This is a genomic window from Solibacillus sp. FSL H8-0538 (assembly GCF_038003525.1).
In the GTDB taxonomy this organism is placed as follows: Bacteria; Bacillota; Bacilli; order Bacillales_A; family Planococcaceae; genus JBBOPI01.
In genome coordinates this window covers 2113072-2132145 of sequence record NZ_JBBOPI010000001.1, presented here as the reverse complement: position 1 = coordinate 2132145, position 19074 = coordinate 2113072, and the positions used below count along the sequence as shown (strand labels likewise).

The 19074-nt window shown below is 39.2% G+C and carries 17 protein-coding genes; 14 read left to right on the top strand and 3 right to left on the bottom strand.

Annotated features, from left to right (window positions below; translation table 11 throughout):
* The first annotated feature begins 12 nt into the window (after positions 1-12).
* Positions 13-666, top strand: coding sequence for a DUF2642 domain-containing protein (locus MHH87_RS10050; RefSeq protein ID WP_340749169.1), 654 nt, complete (start codon positions 13-15; stop codon positions 664-666).
* 915 nt (positions 667-1581) lie between these two features.
* Here MHH87_RS10050 and MHH87_RS10045 read toward each other — a convergent pair.
* The gene (locus MHH87_RS10045; protein WP_340749168.1) at positions 1582-3579 is read right to left on the bottom strand and encodes a methyl-accepting chemotaxis protein; all 1998 of its coding nucleotides are present in this window, start codon (positions 3577-3579) and stop codon (positions 1582-1584) included.
* 111 nt (positions 3580-3690) lie between these two features.
* Positions 3691-5682 carry a methyl-accepting chemotaxis protein gene (locus MHH87_RS10040; RefSeq protein WP_340749167.1) on the bottom strand — a complete coding sequence of 664 codons (1992 nt, stop codon included), beginning with the start codon at positions 5680-5682 and terminating at the stop codon, positions 3691-3693.
* A 230-nt stretch (positions 5683-5912) separates the two neighbouring features.
* Here MHH87_RS10040 and MHH87_RS10035 point away from each other — a divergent pair, with 230 nt between their 5' ends.
* The 13 genes from MHH87_RS10035 to MHH87_RS09975 all read left to right on the top strand — a co-directional run bounded on the left by MHH87_RS10035 (position 5913) and on the right by MHH87_RS09975 (position 18522).
* Positions 5913-7550, top strand: coding sequence for a YceG family protein (locus MHH87_RS10035; RefSeq protein WP_340749166.1), 1638 nt, complete (start codon positions 5913-5915; stop codon positions 7548-7550).
* Positions 7551-7634: 84 nt separating this feature from the next.
* Positions 7635-8237: a TerD family protein gene (locus MHH87_RS10030; protein ID WP_340749165.1), complete on the top strand. Its 603-nt coding sequence runs from the start codon at positions 7635-7637 to the stop codon at positions 8235-8237.
* A 27-nt stretch (positions 8238-8264) separates the two neighbouring features.
* The gene (locus MHH87_RS10025; RefSeq protein WP_340749164.1) at positions 8265-8840 is read left to right on the top strand and encodes a TerD family protein; all 576 of its coding nucleotides are present in this window, start codon (positions 8265-8267) and stop codon (positions 8838-8840) included.
* Positions 8841-8869: 29 nt separating this feature from the next.
* Positions 8870-9448: a TerD family protein gene (locus MHH87_RS10020; RefSeq protein ID WP_340749163.1), complete on the top strand. Its 579-nt coding sequence runs from the start codon at positions 8870-8872 to the stop codon at positions 9446-9448.
* Between the two features lie 32 nt (positions 9449-9480).
* Positions 9481-10224: a TerC family protein gene (locus MHH87_RS10015; RefSeq protein ID WP_445683089.1), complete on the top strand. Its 744-nt coding sequence runs from the start codon at positions 9481-9483 to the stop codon at positions 10222-10224.
* 86 nt (positions 10225-10310) lie between these two features.
* The gene (locus MHH87_RS10010; RefSeq protein ID WP_340749162.1) at positions 10311-11429 is read left to right on the top strand and encodes an HpcH/HpaI aldolase/citrate lyase family protein; all 1119 of its coding nucleotides are present in this window, start codon (positions 10311-10313) and stop codon (positions 11427-11429) included.
* Complete coding sequence (locus MHH87_RS10005; RefSeq protein WP_340749161.1) at positions 11426-12763, top strand: phosphoribosyltransferase family protein; 1338 nt, start codon at positions 11426-11428, stop codon at positions 12761-12763. The genes MHH87_RS10010 and MHH87_RS10005 overlap by 4 nt, the downstream gene beginning before the upstream one ends.
* A 13-nt stretch (positions 12764-12776) precedes the next feature.
* A complete protein-coding gene (locus MHH87_RS10000) occupies positions 12777-13874 on the top strand; it encodes a cysteine protease StiP family protein (RefSeq protein WP_340749160.1) in 1098 nt (365 codons plus the stop codon).
* A complete protein-coding gene (locus MHH87_RS09995) occupies positions 13871-14659 on the top strand; it encodes an HAD family hydrolase (RefSeq protein ID WP_340749159.1) in 789 nt (262 codons plus the stop codon). Before MHH87_RS10000 ends, MHH87_RS09995 begins: the two co-directional genes overlap by 4 nt.
* Positions 14660-14672: 13 nt before the next feature.
* Positions 14673-15290 carry a TerD family protein gene (locus tag MHH87_RS09990; protein WP_340749158.1) on the top strand — a complete coding sequence of 206 codons (618 nt, stop codon included), beginning with the start codon at positions 14673-14675 and terminating at the stop codon, positions 15288-15290.
* A gap of 118 nt (positions 15291-15408) precedes the next feature.
* The gene (locus MHH87_RS09985) at positions 15409-16551 is read left to right on the top strand and encodes a toxic anion resistance protein (RefSeq protein ID WP_340749157.1); all 1143 of its coding nucleotides are present in this window, start codon (positions 15409-15411) and stop codon (positions 16549-16551) included.
* A 272-nt stretch (positions 16552-16823) separates the two neighbouring features.
* Positions 16824-17759, top strand: coding sequence for an alpha/beta hydrolase (locus MHH87_RS09980; protein WP_340749156.1), 936 nt, complete (start codon positions 16824-16826; stop codon positions 17757-17759).
* Positions 17760-18087: 328 nt separating this feature from the next.
* Positions 18088-18522 (top strand): HEAT repeat domain-containing protein, encoded by a 435-nt coding sequence (locus tag MHH87_RS09975; protein ID WP_340749155.1) that lies wholly within the window; start codon positions 18088-18090, stop codon positions 18520-18522.
* Between the two features lie 64 nt (positions 18523-18586).
* On the opposite strand, the gene MHH87_RS09970 is transcribed toward MHH87_RS09975, so the two are convergent.
* Complete coding sequence (locus tag MHH87_RS09970) at positions 18587-18964, bottom strand: hypothetical protein (protein ID WP_340749154.1); 378 nt, start codon at positions 18962-18964, stop codon at positions 18587-18589.
* Positions 18965-19074: the final 110 nt, after the last annotated feature.

Genomic DNA, 19074 nt, shown 5'->3' with positions numbered 1-19074 from the left:
GGGAGGGGGAGCGTGATCAATTTACTTCAGTATGCAGGTAAAGAAACGATTACACTTGAACTTTCGGGAAATACATTGATTAAAGGATCAATTATTGATTTAAGTCGTGACATAGTCGTGTTGTTTAATGGAATTGATTTTTTGTATATTCCGGTTGAACATATTCAGCATGTTACAAAAGCAAGTAATGAGAATGAGGCTGTGGTAGAGCCCTCTGAGTTGCCAAGTATTAATAAAAACGAATTGACTTTACCAGGTATCCTTACCCAAGCACTAGGGTTCTATACAGAACTTTATGTCATGCGTAACGAGTCCCTGCACGGATATATTACGCATGTATTACAGGACTATTTTGTATTCCATTCACCGATTTATAAGACGATGTATATTGCAAGTAAGCATTTGAAATCGCTTATTCCATATCCGCACAACCAATTGCCTTACGGACTGCATAGAGATAATGCAGCACCTTCCGACTTGGAACCAACATTAGCAGCACAGTTAGCGAAAATGACAAACGAGCTTGTCATTTTGAATCAAAGTACAAAGCCATATCATATCGGAAAAATCATGAAAATGGATGGACCATTTATTGAAATGCAATCAGCGAGAATGGCTAATACGTATGTGAATTTAGAGCACGTGAAGATTGTGCGTAGGGTGTAGGTTGGGACCGTTAAATTGAAAACTTTCTAAGTCACCATCCATATGGGTATTGAGGGCGCTGAAAAAGTCCATATAATTTAGCTTAGGGAGGTATTCGGCGATTCAATCGTTGAATACTTCGCTTTTTTCATTTAGTGCTTTTAAAGGCTACTGTTGTTGTACTAGCTAATTCCAACCCTGCTAAGCGCACAAACCGCATGATCCCACTGAAGTGGTCTCCTACGGTTCGTCTTCGCGCTTTGTGCAAGGCACGGTTGTAGTAAGTTTTCACTACTAATCATTATTTTCATAAAAACAACAGAGTTAATTTACATTACCTATAATTAAAAGGTACTTTTGAAGTATCTGATACTGATATTGACAAACGTTAATAATACAATAGGACGTTGAAGTATTTCATAGATATGGCACCAGAAGATTCCAAAATTGCTCCGATTTTACTAATAAAATTCCTTAGGCTTCGTGTTCAAGATGTAAGCGAATTAGACTTGGTTATCGAAAAAAAGTAGAAATCGCACTAGAAAGATAATTATCAAAAGTAAAAAAAATTGTGGACTCTACACATACAAAAGCACATATTAAACAAAAATTACCGAAAGAATTTTTACATTAAAAACAAAAGTATCCATTTTCAATTTCTTGGGTAAAATACTAACGTAACCCCCTCTATATTAATAAAGAGTGGCATAAAGTCTTCCCCTAATAGTAGACTTGATTTAAATGTCCTTTTGCGCATAAAAGGGCATTTTTTTTATGTGGATAAGAAAGAATAATTTTCCTCTCCACATATGTAAGGACATCAACTCGCCCTAGTTTGCGCGAGTTGTGTTATTCTCATCTTTCTACATACGTTTAAATACTACAATATTCTAAAGACGAAGAGAGGACTACCTACTAGGCAGTCCTCTCCATTTATTATTTCATTTTAAATTGGTCGATAAGGCGTTTCATTTCGTGTGCCATGCCAAGCAGTTCTTCAGAAGCTGTTGCGACTGTATGTGTAGCCTGACTTTGCTCGTGAGTAGAGCTTGTCACTTCCTCTGTTGCGGCAAGGGTTTGATCGCTAGCGCTTAATATTTCTGCCATTTGCTTTTGCATTAGTGCAGAAGAGGCGGTAGCGGTTGACACTTCTTCATTGATTGTATGAATGGCTTGAAGCATATCAGTTACTTGAGCTGACATTTGCTGGAATGCAGTAGTCGTTTGATCTACTGCTTGTAGCTGTACGTCGAATTGCTCATTCGTTTGACGCATTTCATATGAAGCCTCTTTTGTTTTCGATAAAATGCCTTGGATAGCTAACTGAACATTTGATGCAGCTTCAGCAGATTGCTCCGCCAATTTCCGTACTTCATCGGCTACGACAGCAAAGCCTTTCCCATGTTCACCAGCTCGTGCTGCTTCAATCGACGCGTTTAGTGCAAGTAAATTTGTTTGTGATGAAATGTTTGTAATCATCGTCGTAATACTTTCGATAGTTACCATGCCTGTTTCTAATGATGAGATTACCTCTTGCATATGCCCAATTTTTTGCTGCATTGAATGGTTCGCATGATCTAAATGTTCAATTTGCTGTAACGCTTCTTGACTAATTGAATCTACATTATGTGCAGTAGAAGAGAGCACCCCTGTATTTTCATTAATAGTTTCCATTTGCACCTGTAAAACAGCAGATGAGCTGGCCGCATTCGCTGCTTCCTGACTGACAATCGACGCATCTTCTGAAATAGAAGACGTTGCTTTAGCAATTTCATCACTTACTGCATTCATTTCTTCTGAATAGGCATTTAAGCTTTCAGAGGAAAGGCTAAGCTGGTTGACAGATTCTTGAATTTGGTGGAGTGTAGCGCTCGTTTTTGTCACCATTTCATTAAAGGATGTTGACAGTCGGCCAATTTCATCTGCGCTTGTTGCCACCATTTCAACCGTTAAATCACCAGTCGCAATTTGTTGTGCTTGCTTTTCTAGATGATTAATTGGTTTTACGAGGCGTCCGACAATGTATAAAATTAAAGCTGCCATTAGAATCAGCACAACAACACTGGTAATGATAAGCGTTTTCGTTGTTGAGTTGGAAAGCGCATTTACGTTATTCTCTGCATATTCTGCTCCGACAATCCAGTTTAAATCTGATACGCGCTTATAGATGGTTATTCCAGATGTCGTTTCTTCTGTATGAATGTCTTCGTCAGTTTGTTGTAATTTTTCTAAAAAGGCGTAATCATTAATTTCGAATAAGTTTTCTTCTTCAATGGACTCATGGACGATTGCATTACCAAGTGAACTTATAAGGATCACATTGCCTTTGTAGCCCGGATCAATGGTTTGCACCATTTCCATTAAAGAGGAAAGGCTTAAATCTGTTGCGATCACGCCTAAAAAAGTATCTCCCTTATAAATCGGTTGAGAGATTGTAATGACTTTCTCTCCTGTAAATGCATCAATATATGGCTCGCTCCAGACTGGACCATTTGCCTGTACAGCATCTTTATACCAATCACGGGAATGCGGATCATAGTTTTCCGGAATTGTGTTATTGGGCGTAATGACAGTTTGCTTATTTGCCAAACCAACATATGTACTTAATACTCCATTATAAATATCCGTAAACGGCACAAGTGCTTCATAAAGTGCGTCAACTTGAAGGGAATCTGATGAAACCGATTCAGATGCAACGGTTATTAGCTCTTTATTTTGAGAAAGTAAATTCATTCCATTTTTATATTGAGCAAAATAGGAAGTAATTGTTTCAGACGTGCTATCAATCATTGTAGAGCTTTGTGAAATAGTATTTTCTTTTAGTGCTTTACCATTGGAACTAGATAGAATGATAATAAGCAAGGTAAAAGAGATGACAAGTAAGGATAGTAGGGGGACTAAAATTTTTGTTTTTAATGAAGCATTAAGTGCCAAAGTATTCATCCTTTCGTTATTGACTGGTCCCTATTTTACTATATTTTCATAAACGTTGAAATATTTTTAATATAAAAAGTTGCGCGACAATATTCCGCACAACTCCTAAAACTATAATTTAAATTTACTTACAGCGACAGAAAGCTCATTACTTAAGTTATTTAGCTGCTCTGATGCTTCGGCAACAGACTGGATGGCACGTAGTTGCTCATCTGATGCAGCACTTACTTCCTCACATGCAGCAGCAGAGGATTGTGCAGTAATCGCCATATGCTCAATAGTATGGACCACTTGATCTTTATAGCCGATAATGCCTTGTATTTCTTCAGTAACCGAGACAAACGAGTCTTCAATTGTATCGATTAAGGATGACAATTGATTGAAAACAGCGTTAGTATCCTCAACAACACTGCCCTGATTATGGAAAGTTTCCTCCATTTCCTTCATTTGTGAAGTAACGGAATGTGATTCTTTTTGAAGCTCTGTGATTGTTGCTTTTACTTGCTCTGTTGATGCCGCAGATTGTTCAGCTAGCTTGCGGACTTCATCGGCTACGACGGCAAAGCCTTTGCCATGGTCGCCGGCACGTGCAGCTTCAATTGATGCATTTAGTGCGAGTAAATTTGTTTGCGCTGAAATCGCAGAGATACCGTTCATAACAGAATCAATCGATGTAATTTTTGCCTCAAGTGCACTTACAACACGAGCCATTTCGTGTAAGTCTTTTTCTGAACTATCAAAGCTCGTGAGAAGGGCAGACATTTTTTCCTGACCCGTACCATTTAATTGACCTGCTTCCATCGTCACTTTTTGAACAGCGCTTGTCTGTTCATGCATGCGATTAATTTGATTGCCTAGTGATGCGGATTGCTCCGTTACCTCATCTGCATTTTCAGACGATTCTGTGGCACCAACGGCAATTTCATTTACTGCCATGGACACTTCAATGCTTGATGCACTCGTTTGCTCTGCCATCGCACTCAAGTGATGTGAACGGTCCTCTACGTTTGTTGCAGAATGCTGCACTACACGAATAATATTTTTCATGTGACCAATCATGTCATTGAAATGATGAGCAAGACGGCCAATTTCATCCTGTGTCTTTACTTCAATATGAACGGTTAGATCCCCGTCTGATACGCGTTCCATTAATGTGCCAAGTGTATAAAGCGGCTTGACCATACGTGAAATGAAGAAGTACAGTACAATAAATGTCACGGCTAAAATCAGTACCGTAATAATGAAAATGATTTTTTGAATACTGCTCGCTGTTTCTTGAAGGTTTTTTTGGTTATACACCGCACCAATAGTCCAACCAATTTCTGGGATTTTTGTGTAGGCGATAATATGATCCTTTTGTCCAATTTCTGTTTTCAGTTGTTTCGTTATTTCACGATCCTTCAGTATTTTAGAAACGTAATTTTCACTACTCATATTTTCTCCAGCAAGCGTTGGGTGGACGATTGCTGAACCAGCGCTATCAAAAATAATCGGGTAGCCCCCGTAACCAAGTTCAATTGAAGAAACCGTTTCCGTTAAGTTCGATAATAGTAAATCGACACCCATAATACCGATTATTTGATTGCCTTCTTTTACTGCTATTGAGCCGGTAATGGCATATTCGCCCGTTGACTCATCAATATATGGTGCTGACCAATGCACAGAATCCGGGTTTTTCATACTGTTTTGATACCAGCTACGTGTCGTCGTGTCAAAGCCAATAATTCCGTCAAAATGCGGTTCAATAATTGTCTCTACACCATCAGAAAAATAAACTGACGAAGCAGCATCAAAGCTCTTTAAAAAGTTTGCTAACTCTTGTCGATAAACTTGATCTGCTTCACTATTATATGTACGATCAGCATTAGAAAATTGTTTAATATTTTCAGATGCAGCTAAAACTGAAATACCTTTTTCATATGTAGATAAAAAGGTTGTAATCGTTGTCGAAACTTGTGTCACTAACGTCTCACTTTGGTTTACAACGGATTCTTCCGTTTTATTCGTAATTATTAAGGAACTGATTGTTGCTAAACTGCCTAAGCCGACGATGACGATTAAAATAACAAGACCAATAATGCGCCATCGAATAGATAATTTCAAAAAAATTGCCCCCTTACTTTTGATTAATATTGATAGTAACACATATTGCTTGGTTTCTAATTTTTCGGAATATTTACACTAGTGAACGATGAATTCTGCTGTTTACAATGATATTTCCTTCAATAATTACATCTTTCGTGTGAAAAAGGCATTAAATAACTTATAATTTAATAATACATCGGTAAAATTTCTACATAACATTTTTGAGATAGACTGGAGGGAATTCATTCGTGTTATTTAAACCGCAGAATTTTGAAGAAACAGCACTTCAGCATTGGGAGGAAATGATCGCATTGAAATTGTCTATGCGACCGATTTTTTTAAAAGGAAATGGAGAATTACTGCATACGCGTGTTGCGATACAACTGCTAGGCATAGAAGACAATGAATATGAAGCGCAGGAATATATATACGCGATAACAAATAAAGGCATTAATTGGACGCTGCTTTTTGACAATATGCCGAAACTGATTAGCCCGCAAAAACGCACAGAGATTGTGAATATTTTGCAAATCCATCAAGTTAATCCGCTATCTATTAACCGCTTTATGGCGTTTTTTGCAGGCAAGCAACTTCTGCCGTTAATGAACAGTCCGTACCGCGATCACTTTGCCCAGACGCTTCGGAAATGGCTCGAATTTTTAGAGCAGCGGTTTCCTCGACTGCAAAGTAATCTAATGCAACGGATTTTACTGGATTTTGTGAAGTGGTCCAATCATTATTTCCCGGAATGGCTGCAGGAGTCTCCGTTTGAAGTCGAGATGCCAAAGATTTTCTGGTACGGTCCTGCTAAGGAAAGTGAAGTATATTTTTTATACTTCTTATATTTATTTGGCTGTGACATCGTAGTAGTGGAGCCGAATGGTGAAGATATTTTCACGTCTTACGGCATCCAAGATTTTCCGACAAAACAGCTAGCTACAACAACTGAAGTGTTTGATTTTCCCTACGATAAGCCGATACGGGTGCAAACGATTACATCACGCGCGTCCGAGCAGGTGAGTCAGCAACTTTATACAAACCCAGCGCTGAATTACCCGTGGAAATATGCAGATTATGAAACGCGCACGCGCATATTAAATACAACATACGATGAGCTTTTCATTTTATCTGATGCGCAATTATATTTACGTGACGGCTTTACTGATGAAGATGATACGGTGTATTTACCTGTATTATTTGCCAAAATTGAGGGCGTATCGCTGAACAGACAAGACTATGTAACTAAAATTAAATACTTGCACGATCAAAAAACAACGTATACTGCTACAACATTCCCGCTACTCCCATTGCAGAAGGGGAATATGCAATTTCATATGCGGGATGCGAGCACGAATGGTCAGCTAGATATTGAAAAGATGATTCGGTTATCGGTTTGGCCATTTAAAAATTTACAACTAGGGGCACAGCGAAATGTCGCCAGAACGATCATTCGTTTAATTGAAAGCGGCTATATCCAGCTCCTACCGCAAGAATCGAAAAAAAAATATGAAACCTATTTATTCGGTCAGCTCCTGCTCATTCCAGATGAAGTGATTCGTCTGTATCAGCAGTTTGATTATAGTTATTTGAATCCAACGTTTCTTGTGTTTAAAGAAGAAGAAAGTGGGCAAATGCAAAGGCAGGATGCGATTCTCTTGATGTTCCTTAGCATGCTCGGCTTTGATGTCATTATTTGTAGTCCGGGTGGCTCGTTAAGTATTGAACATTTTATTGCCGGCGAGCTACTAGATACGCACCGGCTCGAGAAAATTAGCTTTGACGAAAAGTTAAGTGATGTATTACATGTGCAAATTGCGCAGGGGGAACCCGAAAGAAAGCTCGATTTAAAGACGATGTTCCGTCGTATTTCAAAAAAGTTGAAATGATAGGAATGAATGTTTGTTAATTGATGCTAAAATATGTAAAATTAAGAAGTGATGTTAAATATTTTCTGTTGGGAGGATTTAATGGTGTCTATTAATTTGCAAAAAGGTCAGCGGATTGATTTAACAAAGGGCAATGCCGGGTTAAATAAAATCATAGTTGGCCTCGGATGGGATCCAGTACAACAAAAGTCAGGAGGATTATTAGGCGGACTTCTTGGCAGTAAAACACCGATTGACATTGATTGCGATGCGTCTGTTATTATGCTTCAAAATGACCGACTACAAGATAAGACGGATGTCGTATACTTCGGTAATTTAAAAGGTGCGAATGACTCGGTGACACACTCGGGAGACAATCGTACAGGAGATGGTGACGGCGATGACGAAACAATTTACATCGAGTTAAATGCAGTTCCGCAAAACTACAATAAGCTTATTTTTGTCGTAAATATTTATGATTGTGTACGTCGTAAGCAACACTTTGGCATGCTCCAAAACGCGTATATTCGTATTGTAAACCCTGCTACTAAAGAGGAGTTACTAAAATATAATTTGTCAGATAATTATTCAGACCAAACGACGCTTATAACAGGTGAAATCTATCGTCATGACAATGAATGGAAGTTTGCGGCAGTAGGAACAGGCACACAAGATGCTTCAATTAGTGATATTTGCAAAAGATATTAAATATATAAAAATAGGGAGGGATTTTTTATGGTAGTTTCATTAGCAAAAGGACAAAAAGTAGACTTAACAAAAACAAATCCAGGTTTGACAAAGGTAAATGTAGGTTTAGGGTGGGACGTCAATAAATACGACGGCGGTAATGAATTCGATTTAGACGCAACAATCTTTTTACTAGAAGCAAGCGGTAAGGTAGCTGGACCAGAAGGCTTTATTTTCTATAATAATACAGTTGGTGGCAACGGTTCAGTTGTGCACTCAGGTGACAATTTAACAGGTGATGGCGATGGGGATGATGAAGTAGTAAAAATCGATCTAGCAGCTGTCCCAGCAAGCATTGAAAAGATTACGTTTGCCGTAACAATTCATGATGCGGAAAATCGCGGTCAAAATTTCGGTATGGTATCTAATGCTTATATTCGTATTTTCAATGAATCAAGTGAGCTAATCCGTTACGATTTAGGCGAAGATTTCTCCATTGAAACAGCGTTAGTAGTAGGTGAATTATATCGTCATAGCGGCGAGTGGAAGTTTGCTGCGATTGGCTCAGGCTATCAAGGTGGACTTGCTGCATTATGTAATGACTTTGGTTTACAAGTAGGCTAATAATACAAATAGAGAGAGGAGAATGTCTGATGGCGATTCAATTAAGCAAGGGGCAACGGATTGATTTAACAAAAGATAATCCTGCTTTACAAAATATTATTATTGGACTTGGCTGGGATGTGAAAAACTTTGATGGCGGGGCTGAGTTTGACTTAGATGCAAGTGCATTTTTATTAAATGACCAGGGCAAATGTCGTCAAGATCTTGATTTCATTTTCTACAACAACTTAAAAAGTATTGAGGGCTCTGTTGAACATACAGGGGATAACCGTACTGGTGAGGGCGACGGGGATGATGAACAAATTAAAATCCACTTAAATAAAGTCCCTTCAGATGTTCATCGAATTGCAATTACAGTAACGATTCATGATGCAGAAGGCCGTCGTCAAAATTTCGGACAAGTTGTCAATGCATTCGTGCGTTTAGTAGATGAAGATTTAGGAACTGAAGTACTGCGCTTTGATTTAGGCGAAGATTTCTCAATTGAAACAGCAGTAGTATTTTGTGAACTCTATCGTCATGGTTCAGATTGGAAATTTAATGCAATCGGTTCAGGCTATCAAGGTGGTCTAGGAGCTTTAGTTAACGCTTATGGTCTAAGTGTTTAATCAAATTTAACGTAATCATCGGAGGTCTATAGGTGGACGTAATTAAGCAAATTTTTGAAACATATGCCATGTTCTTTGATTGGCAAATGTGGGGAGAAGTATTATCGGATCCTGTTTCATGGGGGTTAATTTTCTCATTAGTCATTATCGAAGGATTATTATCTGCAGATAATGCGCTTGTTTTAGCCGTGCTTGTTAAGCATCTACCGGAAAAACAACGTAAAAAAGCATTACTTTATGGAATGATTGGGGCTTATGTCTTCCGCTTTATATTCATAGGTATCGGTGTTTACTTAGTGAAATTCTGGTATGTGAAGCTGTTTGGTGCTGCTTATTTAGGCTGGATTTGTATTTCACACTTCATAAATAAAGCTCAGGACGATGATGCAAAGGAATTCAAAAAAAATACGCCACTCGTAAGGATTTTTGGTGTGTTCTGGGCTACGGTTATTTCAGTAGAGCTGATGGACATTGCCTTTTCTGTAGATTCTATTTTAGCGGCCTTTGCAATTTCAGACAAAGTATGGGTGCTATTAGTCGGTGGTATGCTTGGGATTTTAATGATGCGTACAATTGCTGGTGTTTTCGTAACGTTGATTGATCGTATACCAGAGCTTGAAAACACAGCATTCATTTTAATCGGAATTATTGCACTGAAAATGCTACTCGGCGTATTTGGTGTTCACATATCACATTACGCATTTTTCGTTGTACTTATTTTAGCATTTGCTGGCACGTTCGTTGTGCATTATATGAACAAAAAGAAAGTCGCGTAAGTGCAATTGTCACACTAGTTAAATTCACAAACTAAAACTACTGCCCTATCAGCAGTAGTTTTTTAATACTTTAAGGAGATGAGGATATGCGCCTTTTTCAGCTGGACGACCAAATTGAAGTGGATCGTGTATTTTTTAAACAACCTATTGATTTTACAAAATATACTCCAAAAGAACAGCTACGTTATTGTGTAGGTGCAGCGCTTTATATGCCTGCAATTAAACAGTCCATTGCGGCAGATATAATAAATCGGAAATTCTCATCTTTAACATCCATTGTCATTGATTTAGAGGATGCGTTAGGTGATTTGCAAGTGGCTGCTGGTAAAGAAAATTTAGTAAAGACATTCCGTCAGCTAGACGATGCGATGAAGAATGGACAGTTGACAATTGAGCAGTTACCGTTGCTTTTTATGCGTGTGCGCAGTCCGCAGCAACTTAAGGAAATGATTGAGCTTCTCGGAGACTCGCAGCATGTTCTCACGGGTTATGTATTACCTAAATTTACGGCGTCTAATGGCCGTGCCTTTTTAGAATTAGTTGCACAACAAAATGAACTTGGCTACTGTTTGTATGCAATGCCGATATTAGAGTCAGCAGACATTATGTATAAAGAAACAAGATTGGAAGCATTGTTACAAATCAAAACTATATTAACCGAATATTATGATTATATTTTAAATATTCGTGTAGGTGCGACAGATTTTAGTGGTTTATACGGTATACGACGCAAAGTAAATACGACAATTTATGATATTGCGCCTGTCCGAGACTGCTTGACAGATATAATTAATCTATTTAATCGTGCGGATATGGATTTTGTGTTGTCCGGTCCAGTTTGGGAGTACTTTTCGAGTGAGGATTCTGAGATTGCTACCAATGTACCACTGCAAGGATTAATCCGTGAAGTTCAACTTGATCAGTTAAACGGGCTTATTGGCAAGACAATCATTCACCCGACACATATTACGGCAGTGAATGCACTTTATGTTGTGACGCACGAGGAATATTTGGATGCCGTTGAAGTTTTACACCATTCAAATGGGCAAATAGGCGTCAAAAAAAGTGCCTACAATAACAAAATGAACGAAATGAATCCACATGTGTTATGGGCACAACGAATCTCAATGCGTGCACAAGTTTACGGGGTGTATAATCCGCAAGTAAATTATTTGAGCTTACTAATGGGGCAGGTGAAAGCGTGAGTAGTTACAACATTTTAGATAAGATTGAAGCATCCATAAAACTGGTCAACAATCCGTATCAATTTGAAGAACATCAGCTATTTGATATGGCGATGCGCATTAATGAAAAACGTCGCTTCCTATTCGTTAGTAAAGTGCTTGGCAAGCATTTAGCGATTGCGCCACAGCTACCAATTCTAACGAGTGAGTTACTAGCACGTCGCTTTATAGAACTACGACAGCAGCAAGAAAACGCACAGACAGCAGCTATTGTCGAAGCATTAAAAACGCAAGAGCAGTTGCAGGAGACAATTGAAAAAATTAGAAATTCACCACTAAATTCAGCAACGCCACTGAAAATTATTGGCTTTGCTGAAACGGCTACCGCACTTGGGCACGCATTTTTTAATGCATTTACAGGGGATGTACAGTTTGTGCATACGACACGTGAACAACTCGCGTGTCGGGCACCAGTTATTACATTTGAAGAAGAGCACTCCCATGCTTCTAGTCACCGTGTGTATTTGCATAATCCTGCGTTTTTTGATGGTGACGGAGAAGTCGTATTAGTAGACGATGAAATGACAACTGGCAAAACAAATTTGAATATTATTCGTCAGCTGCATACCAGTTTTCCACATTTAAAAGTGTTTACTTTAGTAGCTATTTTGGATTGGCGCAATGCAGAGCACCAAGAAGCAGTCCAACAACTAGCGCAGGAGCTAAATATAAAGATTCATAGCGTGGCATTGATGAGCGGCCATTTTGATGCAAAAAATATTGGTACATTACCTGAGCCACAGTCGCTTTTGATTGGGGAGAAAACGGATGTGTTGCACTATTTTTCAATAGCAGACTATGTAGCATCTGAGCTAGTGCAAGAGAGTTCATTATGTTCACAACTTGAGGAGTATAAGATTCCGTACTACATGGGAAGTGGTCGCTTTAGTTTAACGTCTATCGAGCAAGGGGAGATGTCGCTGCGACTACAGACTGTTATTCCGAAGCTTGTGGCAATGCGAACAGGGAAGAAATGCTTAGTTATTGGTACAGGAGAGTTTATGTATAACCCGATGTATGTGGCATCTCAAATGGGACCGGATGTGTATTATCAATCGACGACGAGAAGCCCGATTTATGCACATGAAAAGTCACTTATTTACAATAAATTTGTGTTTCATAGCCCAGAATTTCCTGGAGTTATTAATTACTTATACAATATCGGAACGCATGACTATGATGATATTTTCCTAATGTTTGAAAGGATTTTAGATGAAGGGGCGCTACGTGAGCTCGTAGCGGCATTGCAAAAGCAGTGTCGTTCCGTTCATATTATTACGTTTACAAATGACTAGGAGGAGTGACGAGATGCTGAAATATGAACCGGATCAACTAGGTAGTTATGCTAGAGAAGATGTTGTATTTTTACTACGCGACATTAGCCATATGAACGTAGAAATACAAACTGCAGAACGAGAAAAACGGATTCAATCAGGTACGCATTATGCTGAAATGCTCCCCGTAGAGTATCAGCCAAGTGCGGAATATATTCAGCTATTTCACCATAGTTTGACGCAGTACGCAGAGCGCCTATCAAAAGCAGTTGTCACTGTTGCCGAAAAAATCATGGCGCTGAAAAACTTGAATGATTTGGTGCTTGTTAGCTTAGCGCGAGCCGGGACGCCAATTGGAATTTTAATTAAGCGCTATTTGTTATTTAAATACGAGGTGTCGGTCCCACACTATTCTATTTCCATTATTCGTGGTCGTGGAATCGACGAAACGGCCATTCGCTATATTTTGCATCAGCATCCAACTGGCCAAATACAATTTGTCGATGGCTGGACAGGAAAAGGCGCAATTACTCATGAGCTATCGGAGGCATGTGCGCTGCTACAGGAAACGGATGGCATCACGCTTGAACCCAGTTTAGCTGTGCTTGCAGATCCAGGACATAGCGTGAAAATTTACGGCACACGTGATGATTTTTTAATTCCATCCGCATGTTTAAATGCAACTGTGTCCGGGCTCGTCAGTCGTACAGTACTTAATCCAGCATTCATTAAGTCAGGTGATTTCCATGGGGCAAAATATTATAAAGAGCTACAAAATGTAGACATGTCGAATTATTTTATTGATACTATTGCGGCTCAGTTTTCGAACGTAACGAATAATGGGGATAAAATTGATTTGAATGAGCCAGAACCTTCTTGGAAAGGGATGGAATCTGTGCGTACGATTCAGCAGCATTTTGGCATCGCGAATAGTCATCATATTAAACCCGGAATCGGTGAAACGACACGTGTGCTGTTACGCCGTGTTCCGTGGAAAATATTAGTGAATCCAGTGTATGAACATGATTTATCGCATATTTACTTACTTGCAAAAGAACGCGGAGTAGAGGTGGAGACATATACTGATATGACGTACGCGTGTTGTGGGCTTATAAAGGAGCTGAATAAATGAATCTTTTTACGTCGGATCTAGACCGAACCTTAATTTTTTCGGAGCGCACCGTTAACACAGCGCCCGAAAAGCGAATTTGTATTGAATGGTTTGAGGGCAGGGAGCAGTCGTTTATGACTCCAGCCGCAATTGCCGATTTAAAGGAGCTACAAAAGACGACGCATTTTATTCCGGTAACAACGAGGTCACTCATACAGTATAATCGCATAACGCTATTTCAGCAGGAGATCCTACCAAAATATGTCGTTGTAGCAAATGGTGGGATTATTTTACAAGATGGCAAGCTCGACTTGGCGTGGGATGCGGATTTACGCGGGCGTATACAGCAGCAGGCGCTTGCGTTTGACGAGCTTCCAAAACGCTTTGCTACCGAGCTAAGTAAACCTTATTTTTTACGGACACATAAAGTTGAAAATTTATTTTATATGTTCGCACTGGACGAGGCAACGATTGATGTAGAAGAAATTCAGCTGTTACATACGGCTTTACTTTCTGAGGGCTGGGAGAGCTATGTTCACGGGCGGAAATTTTACGTTTTGCCACAGGTTCTAACAAAGGGTGCAGCAGTTGATTATGTTAAGGGGAAATTACAGTTCGACAAGCATTACGCAGCGGGGGATTCATTGATGGATTTAACGATGCTCTACAATGCAAATCGCAGCTTTGTACCTTTGCATGGCGAAATTGTCAGGTATCCAGACTCCTACAAAGAACTGGAAATTATTAAAAAAAGCGGCGCAGCATTTGCGGAGCATTGCTTAATCGAAATCTTACACAATAAATAGGGGGGGTTATGTAATGGTAAATCTGAACAAAATTGAGTTAACGAAAAAGGGGCAGTCGATTAGTTTAGAAAAGAAGCAAGGTGCATTAGGTGAAATTGTTGTGAATTTAAACTGGAATCAGCAAAAAAAATCGGGCGGCTTTTTATCAAGCCTACTCGGCAAAAACAATGGGATTGATTTAGATCTCGGATGTTTATATGAATTAAAAAACGGACAAAAAGGCTGTGTGCAAGCGTTGGGAAATGCATTTGGCCAATACAACAGTGCGCCATTTATTCAACTGGACGGTGATGATCGCACTGGTGCGGTGAGTGGCGGCGAAAACTTACGTATAAATGGAAATAAAGTAGAGCAAATTAAACGTTTAGTCGTCTATACGTTCATTTATGAAGGTGTGGCTAACTGGGCGCAAGCAGATGGCATCGTGACAGTTACGTATCCTGGTGGCCAAGATATTGAAGTACGTTTAAATGAATCACGTCCAGGACTAGGGATGTGCGCAATCGCGATGATTGAAAATATCAATAATGAAACATTTAAAGTAGAGCGCTTAGTTGAATATTTTGACGGTCATCAACAACTCGATAATGCGTACGGCTGGGGCATGAGCTGGCGTCGGGGCTCTAAATAAATTTTATGCCGGATCGCATGGCATACATTGTATAATAGTGAATGTCGAAAAGTGAAACCTTTTACACAGTCATACGTAACAGTAGTGGAGCAAATTAAGTATTGAACGGGGGATTTATATGTCAGAAAATCCATTATTCGCAGATTTAGATAAACGCACACAAGAACCAGTGAATGAAATTATTGAAGCAGCACCACAGGCATTAGTATCTACAGAAGAACTTTCCCAAATTCGCCAGCGTCAAGAAGCGTTGAAACAGGAGCCCCAAGTGCAAACTCTCGCACAAAAAATTGATATAAAAAATCAAATCGCTGTGCTAGAGTTTGGTAAAGAAACGGCAACGGGGATTTCGACGTTTTCAGATCGAATGCTCGCAACAATTAAAACAAGTAATTTAGAAAAGTCGACGTCATTACTGAATAATTTAAATAAAATTATGGACCGCTTTGATCCGAAAGATTTTTCTGAGGAGAAAAAGGGCGGCTTCATTAAACGTCTGTTCTCGAGAAGTAAAGAACAGCTAGAGCGCATTTTATCAAAATACGACACGATGAATAAAGAAGTGGATGCGGTTTATACAGAGATTCAAAAATACGAAATCGAAATGAAACGCAACACAGTGCAGCTTGAACAAATGTATGACGAGAACTTAAGTTATTTCCATTCATTAAGTGAGCATGTGGCGGCAATTGAAGTGAAGGTAGAGCACCTACAACAACAGCTACCTGCGCTAAAATCAAGAACTGAAGCAGGAGATCAACAAGCAGCTCTAGAGTTAGAAACGTTCCATCGCGCGATTGATTTACTGGAGCAACGTAGATATGATTTAGAAATGGCGCAGCAAGTATCATTCCAATCTGCTCCGCAAATCCGCTTAATGCAGCAAGGGAATAACCACTTAATCGGTAAAATTAACTCGGCGTTTGTCACGACGATTCCGATTTTTAAGCAAGGGCTAGTCCACGCAGTAACAATGCAACGTCAAAAGCTTGTATCGGACTCAATGGCGGAGCTTGATAAACGTACAAATGAGATGCTCGTTCGCAATGCTGAAAATGTCCGTAAAAATTCTGTGGACATTGCACGTCAAGCAGGTAGTCCAAGCATTAAAATTGAAACGATTGAACAAACGTGGCAAACAATTATGGCCGGCATTGAAGAAACGAAACAAATTCAAGCCGAAACAGTGCGTAACCGTGAAGAAGGACGGAAACGCATTGAACAGCTGCAACTAGAATATGAAAAATTAAAGAAAATGTAAATTATGGCACCTCGCAACTCGCGGGGTGTTTTTATTTATTTACTCGGATTTTGGAGTTTGATAGATAACCGCGAAGATTAGATAAATACCCACCCCACCATAATAGATTGATCCCCTAGGCAGCGATTTAGTACTGCGAGCATCATGTCAAAAACAACTGTAAACTCCCCATTTGTAATTTCACTCTAAATAGTTTAAACTAATAACATACTAAGTTAATTGGAATTAAAGGGATTCATATGAACTCTCATACAAAAGGATCGTGAACGACAATGACGTACTTACTGGACATTACAATAAGCTATTTATATAAAGCAAATAAACTTCCTTCAATTACAACGATGACAGCAACTGAGGCGCGTCGTATGCGTGCTTGTTTGCCACTAGCAACACCTGATCTTCCACCTCTTGCGTCTATTGAGGATACGCAGTTTATTGCTCGTGACGGTGCGGATATTGCAGTTCGTATTTATACTCCAATAGGGGAGGGACCATTTCCTACTATTATTTATTATCATGGCGGTGGTTGGGTGTTAAATGATTTAAATACATGCCATGTGAGCTGTGCGTTACTTGCAAATGAAACAAACAGCATTGTGTTGTCGGTTGATTACCGTCTTGCACCAGAATTTAAATTTCCGACACCTGTTAATGATGCCTATGATGCATTCATCTGGACAAAAGAAAATGCTGCTATGTATAACGGCAATCCAAAAATTATTTCAGTTGCTGGCGATAGTGCGGGTGGTAATTTAGCGATTGCAGTCTCTTTACTGGCAAAAGAGCAGCCGAGCGCAATCGCATCTCAGCTATTACTTTATCCTGTGACAGATTTGAGCTACAGCAGTAATTCGTATAAAACGTTTGGAAATGGGTATGGTTTAGATAAGGATGTAATGGTGTGGTTTGGTAACTATTACATCCGGTCTCAGGAAGATGCGAAAAATCCATTAGTGGCTCCGCTGCACGCAAAGGACTTTACGGATTTACCACCAGCTTTTATCGTTGTTGCTGAAAATGATGTACTGCGAGATGAAGCAATTCAGTACGGAAACAAGCTGCGTAGTGCAGGCGTTGATGCAGAACTTACGATTGCAAAAGGTCTTGTGCATAGTTATTTTACAAAAAACGATACGTTCACAGTTCAAATAAATGAAACGATTGATAAAATCGGGGACTTTTTACAACGGAAAATCTATGTGAAATAGCAACCTGCCTTCTAATAAGATGGAATTAAAGCCTTTGTTATATTAATTGCTGCATGATGTAAGTTGTATATTTCAGAACGTGCTTTATATCCATACTGAGGGGAAATATTTTTGCTATGCATGCACATGATATTGTGTCGTGTATTATTACAATGGTCTCAGGCTTATTTTTCATGACTACATGATAAGGTATCGTAGTGAACAATAGTAGATAGAAAAAAATGAATGAAAGGCATCGTTTTGGGGGTCTTTTGCATTTTTGGCTGTTACCCTCTATAATAGAAAGACTGGGCTAACCTAAAATGGCCTATATGAGGAGTTTATAATAATGACGAAATTTCAAACAGAATTACCAGAAAACTATGTAGAGTTAAAAAAGAAGGCAAACTATACTTCTAGCTGGCGCGATCGTTTAGATGCAGTGAAGGAATTGTCAAACTATAAAGATGATAAAGTAATCGATTTACTAAATAATCGTCTAGAAAATGACACAGTGCAAGCCGTACGTGAAGCTGCACATAAAGCACTAGTTGGTTTTGGTCAAAATGCGGCCAAACCACAGCCACATAAATACGATTTAATTAAGGGCACGGACAAAATTTTAATACGTATTTTAAAAAGCTTACCGAAAGATTCGACTGTTGCAGATTTTGCAGACAAATTAAAACGTACGCGCTTAGATGTGTATGATGCGTATGAAGGCTCTAAAGGAAATGAGTTTATGGCTTGGCTTGAAGAAAAAATGGCAAAGCTCCGTAAATAAAACAAGCAATCCCCGACGATATAGTGCGTCGGGGATTTTTTGTCTGGTTTGACTATAGGAAGGTTTAATCTCCATAAAATTGCTCGTACAGCTTCTGAGAAAAGCCGAAATTACCCGCATTCCCCCCGAGCCAGCGAGGAATCAAACTCGACACATCGCGCGGATATGCGTTTGTTTCGTCTTTTGCAATAATGCGCTGAAAATCATAAACGAAATCACTGAGCGTAACAGGAAGTAATTGCTCCTGCTTCTGCTCATAGCGTTTTGTTAAGGTATGCAGTTCACTAAATGTTTCCTCTGAAATATTCGCTGAAATTATTAAATCATATAGTGCATACTGCTGTTGATCCGCAATTATTTTTTGCATTAATTTAATTTGAAATGCCTGCTTCTCAAGCTGTTTTTCTAATAGCTCAAAACGTTCATCTATTGTTCGATACATGTCATCCACTCCTCCATATACTATTAACAACTTTCACGTGCTGTTATACCTATATATTGTTAATTTTTCCAATATAATTGCCGTCTATGCTACACTATTGCAAAGGGGGC

Excerpts from the sequence above, each read along its gene's own strand:
- MHH87_RS10025 (WP_340749164.1), top strand. The coding sequence starts at position 8,265 with ATGGTAGTTTCATTAGCAAAAGGACAAAAAGTAGACTTAACAAAAACA.
- MHH87_RS09980 (WP_340749156.1), top strand. The coding sequence starts at position 16,824 with ATGACGTACTTACTGGACATTACAATAAGCTATTTATATAAAGCAAAT.
- MHH87_RS09975 (WP_340749155.1), top strand. The coding sequence starts at position 18,088 with ATGACGAAATTTCAAACAGAATTACCAGAAAACTATGTAGAGTTAAAA.
- MHH87_RS09985 (WP_340749157.1), top strand. The coding sequence starts at position 15,409 with ATGTCAGAAAATCCATTATTCGCAGATTTAGATAAACGCACACAAGAA.
- MHH87_RS09990 (WP_340749158.1), top strand. The coding sequence starts at position 14,673 with ATGGTAAATCTGAACAAAATTGAGTTAACGAAAAAGGGGCAGTCGATT.
- MHH87_RS10000 (WP_340749160.1), top strand. The coding sequence starts at position 12,777 with ATGCTGAAATATGAACCGGATCAACTAGGTAGTTATGCTAGAGAAGAT.
- MHH87_RS10020 (WP_340749163.1), top strand. The coding sequence starts at position 8,870 with ATGGCGATTCAATTAAGCAAGGGGCAACGGATTGATTTAACAAAAGAT.
- MHH87_RS09970 (WP_340749154.1), bottom strand. The coding sequence starts at position 18,964 with ATGTATCGAACAATAGATGAACGTTTTGAGCTATTAGAAAAACAGCTT.
- MHH87_RS09995 (WP_340749159.1), top strand. The coding sequence starts at position 13,871 with ATGAATCTTTTTACGTCGGATCTAGACCGAACCTTAATTTTTTCGGAG.
- MHH87_RS10010 (WP_340749162.1), top strand. The coding sequence starts at position 10,311 with ATGCGCCTTTTTCAGCTGGACGACCAAATTGAAGTGGATCGTGTATTT.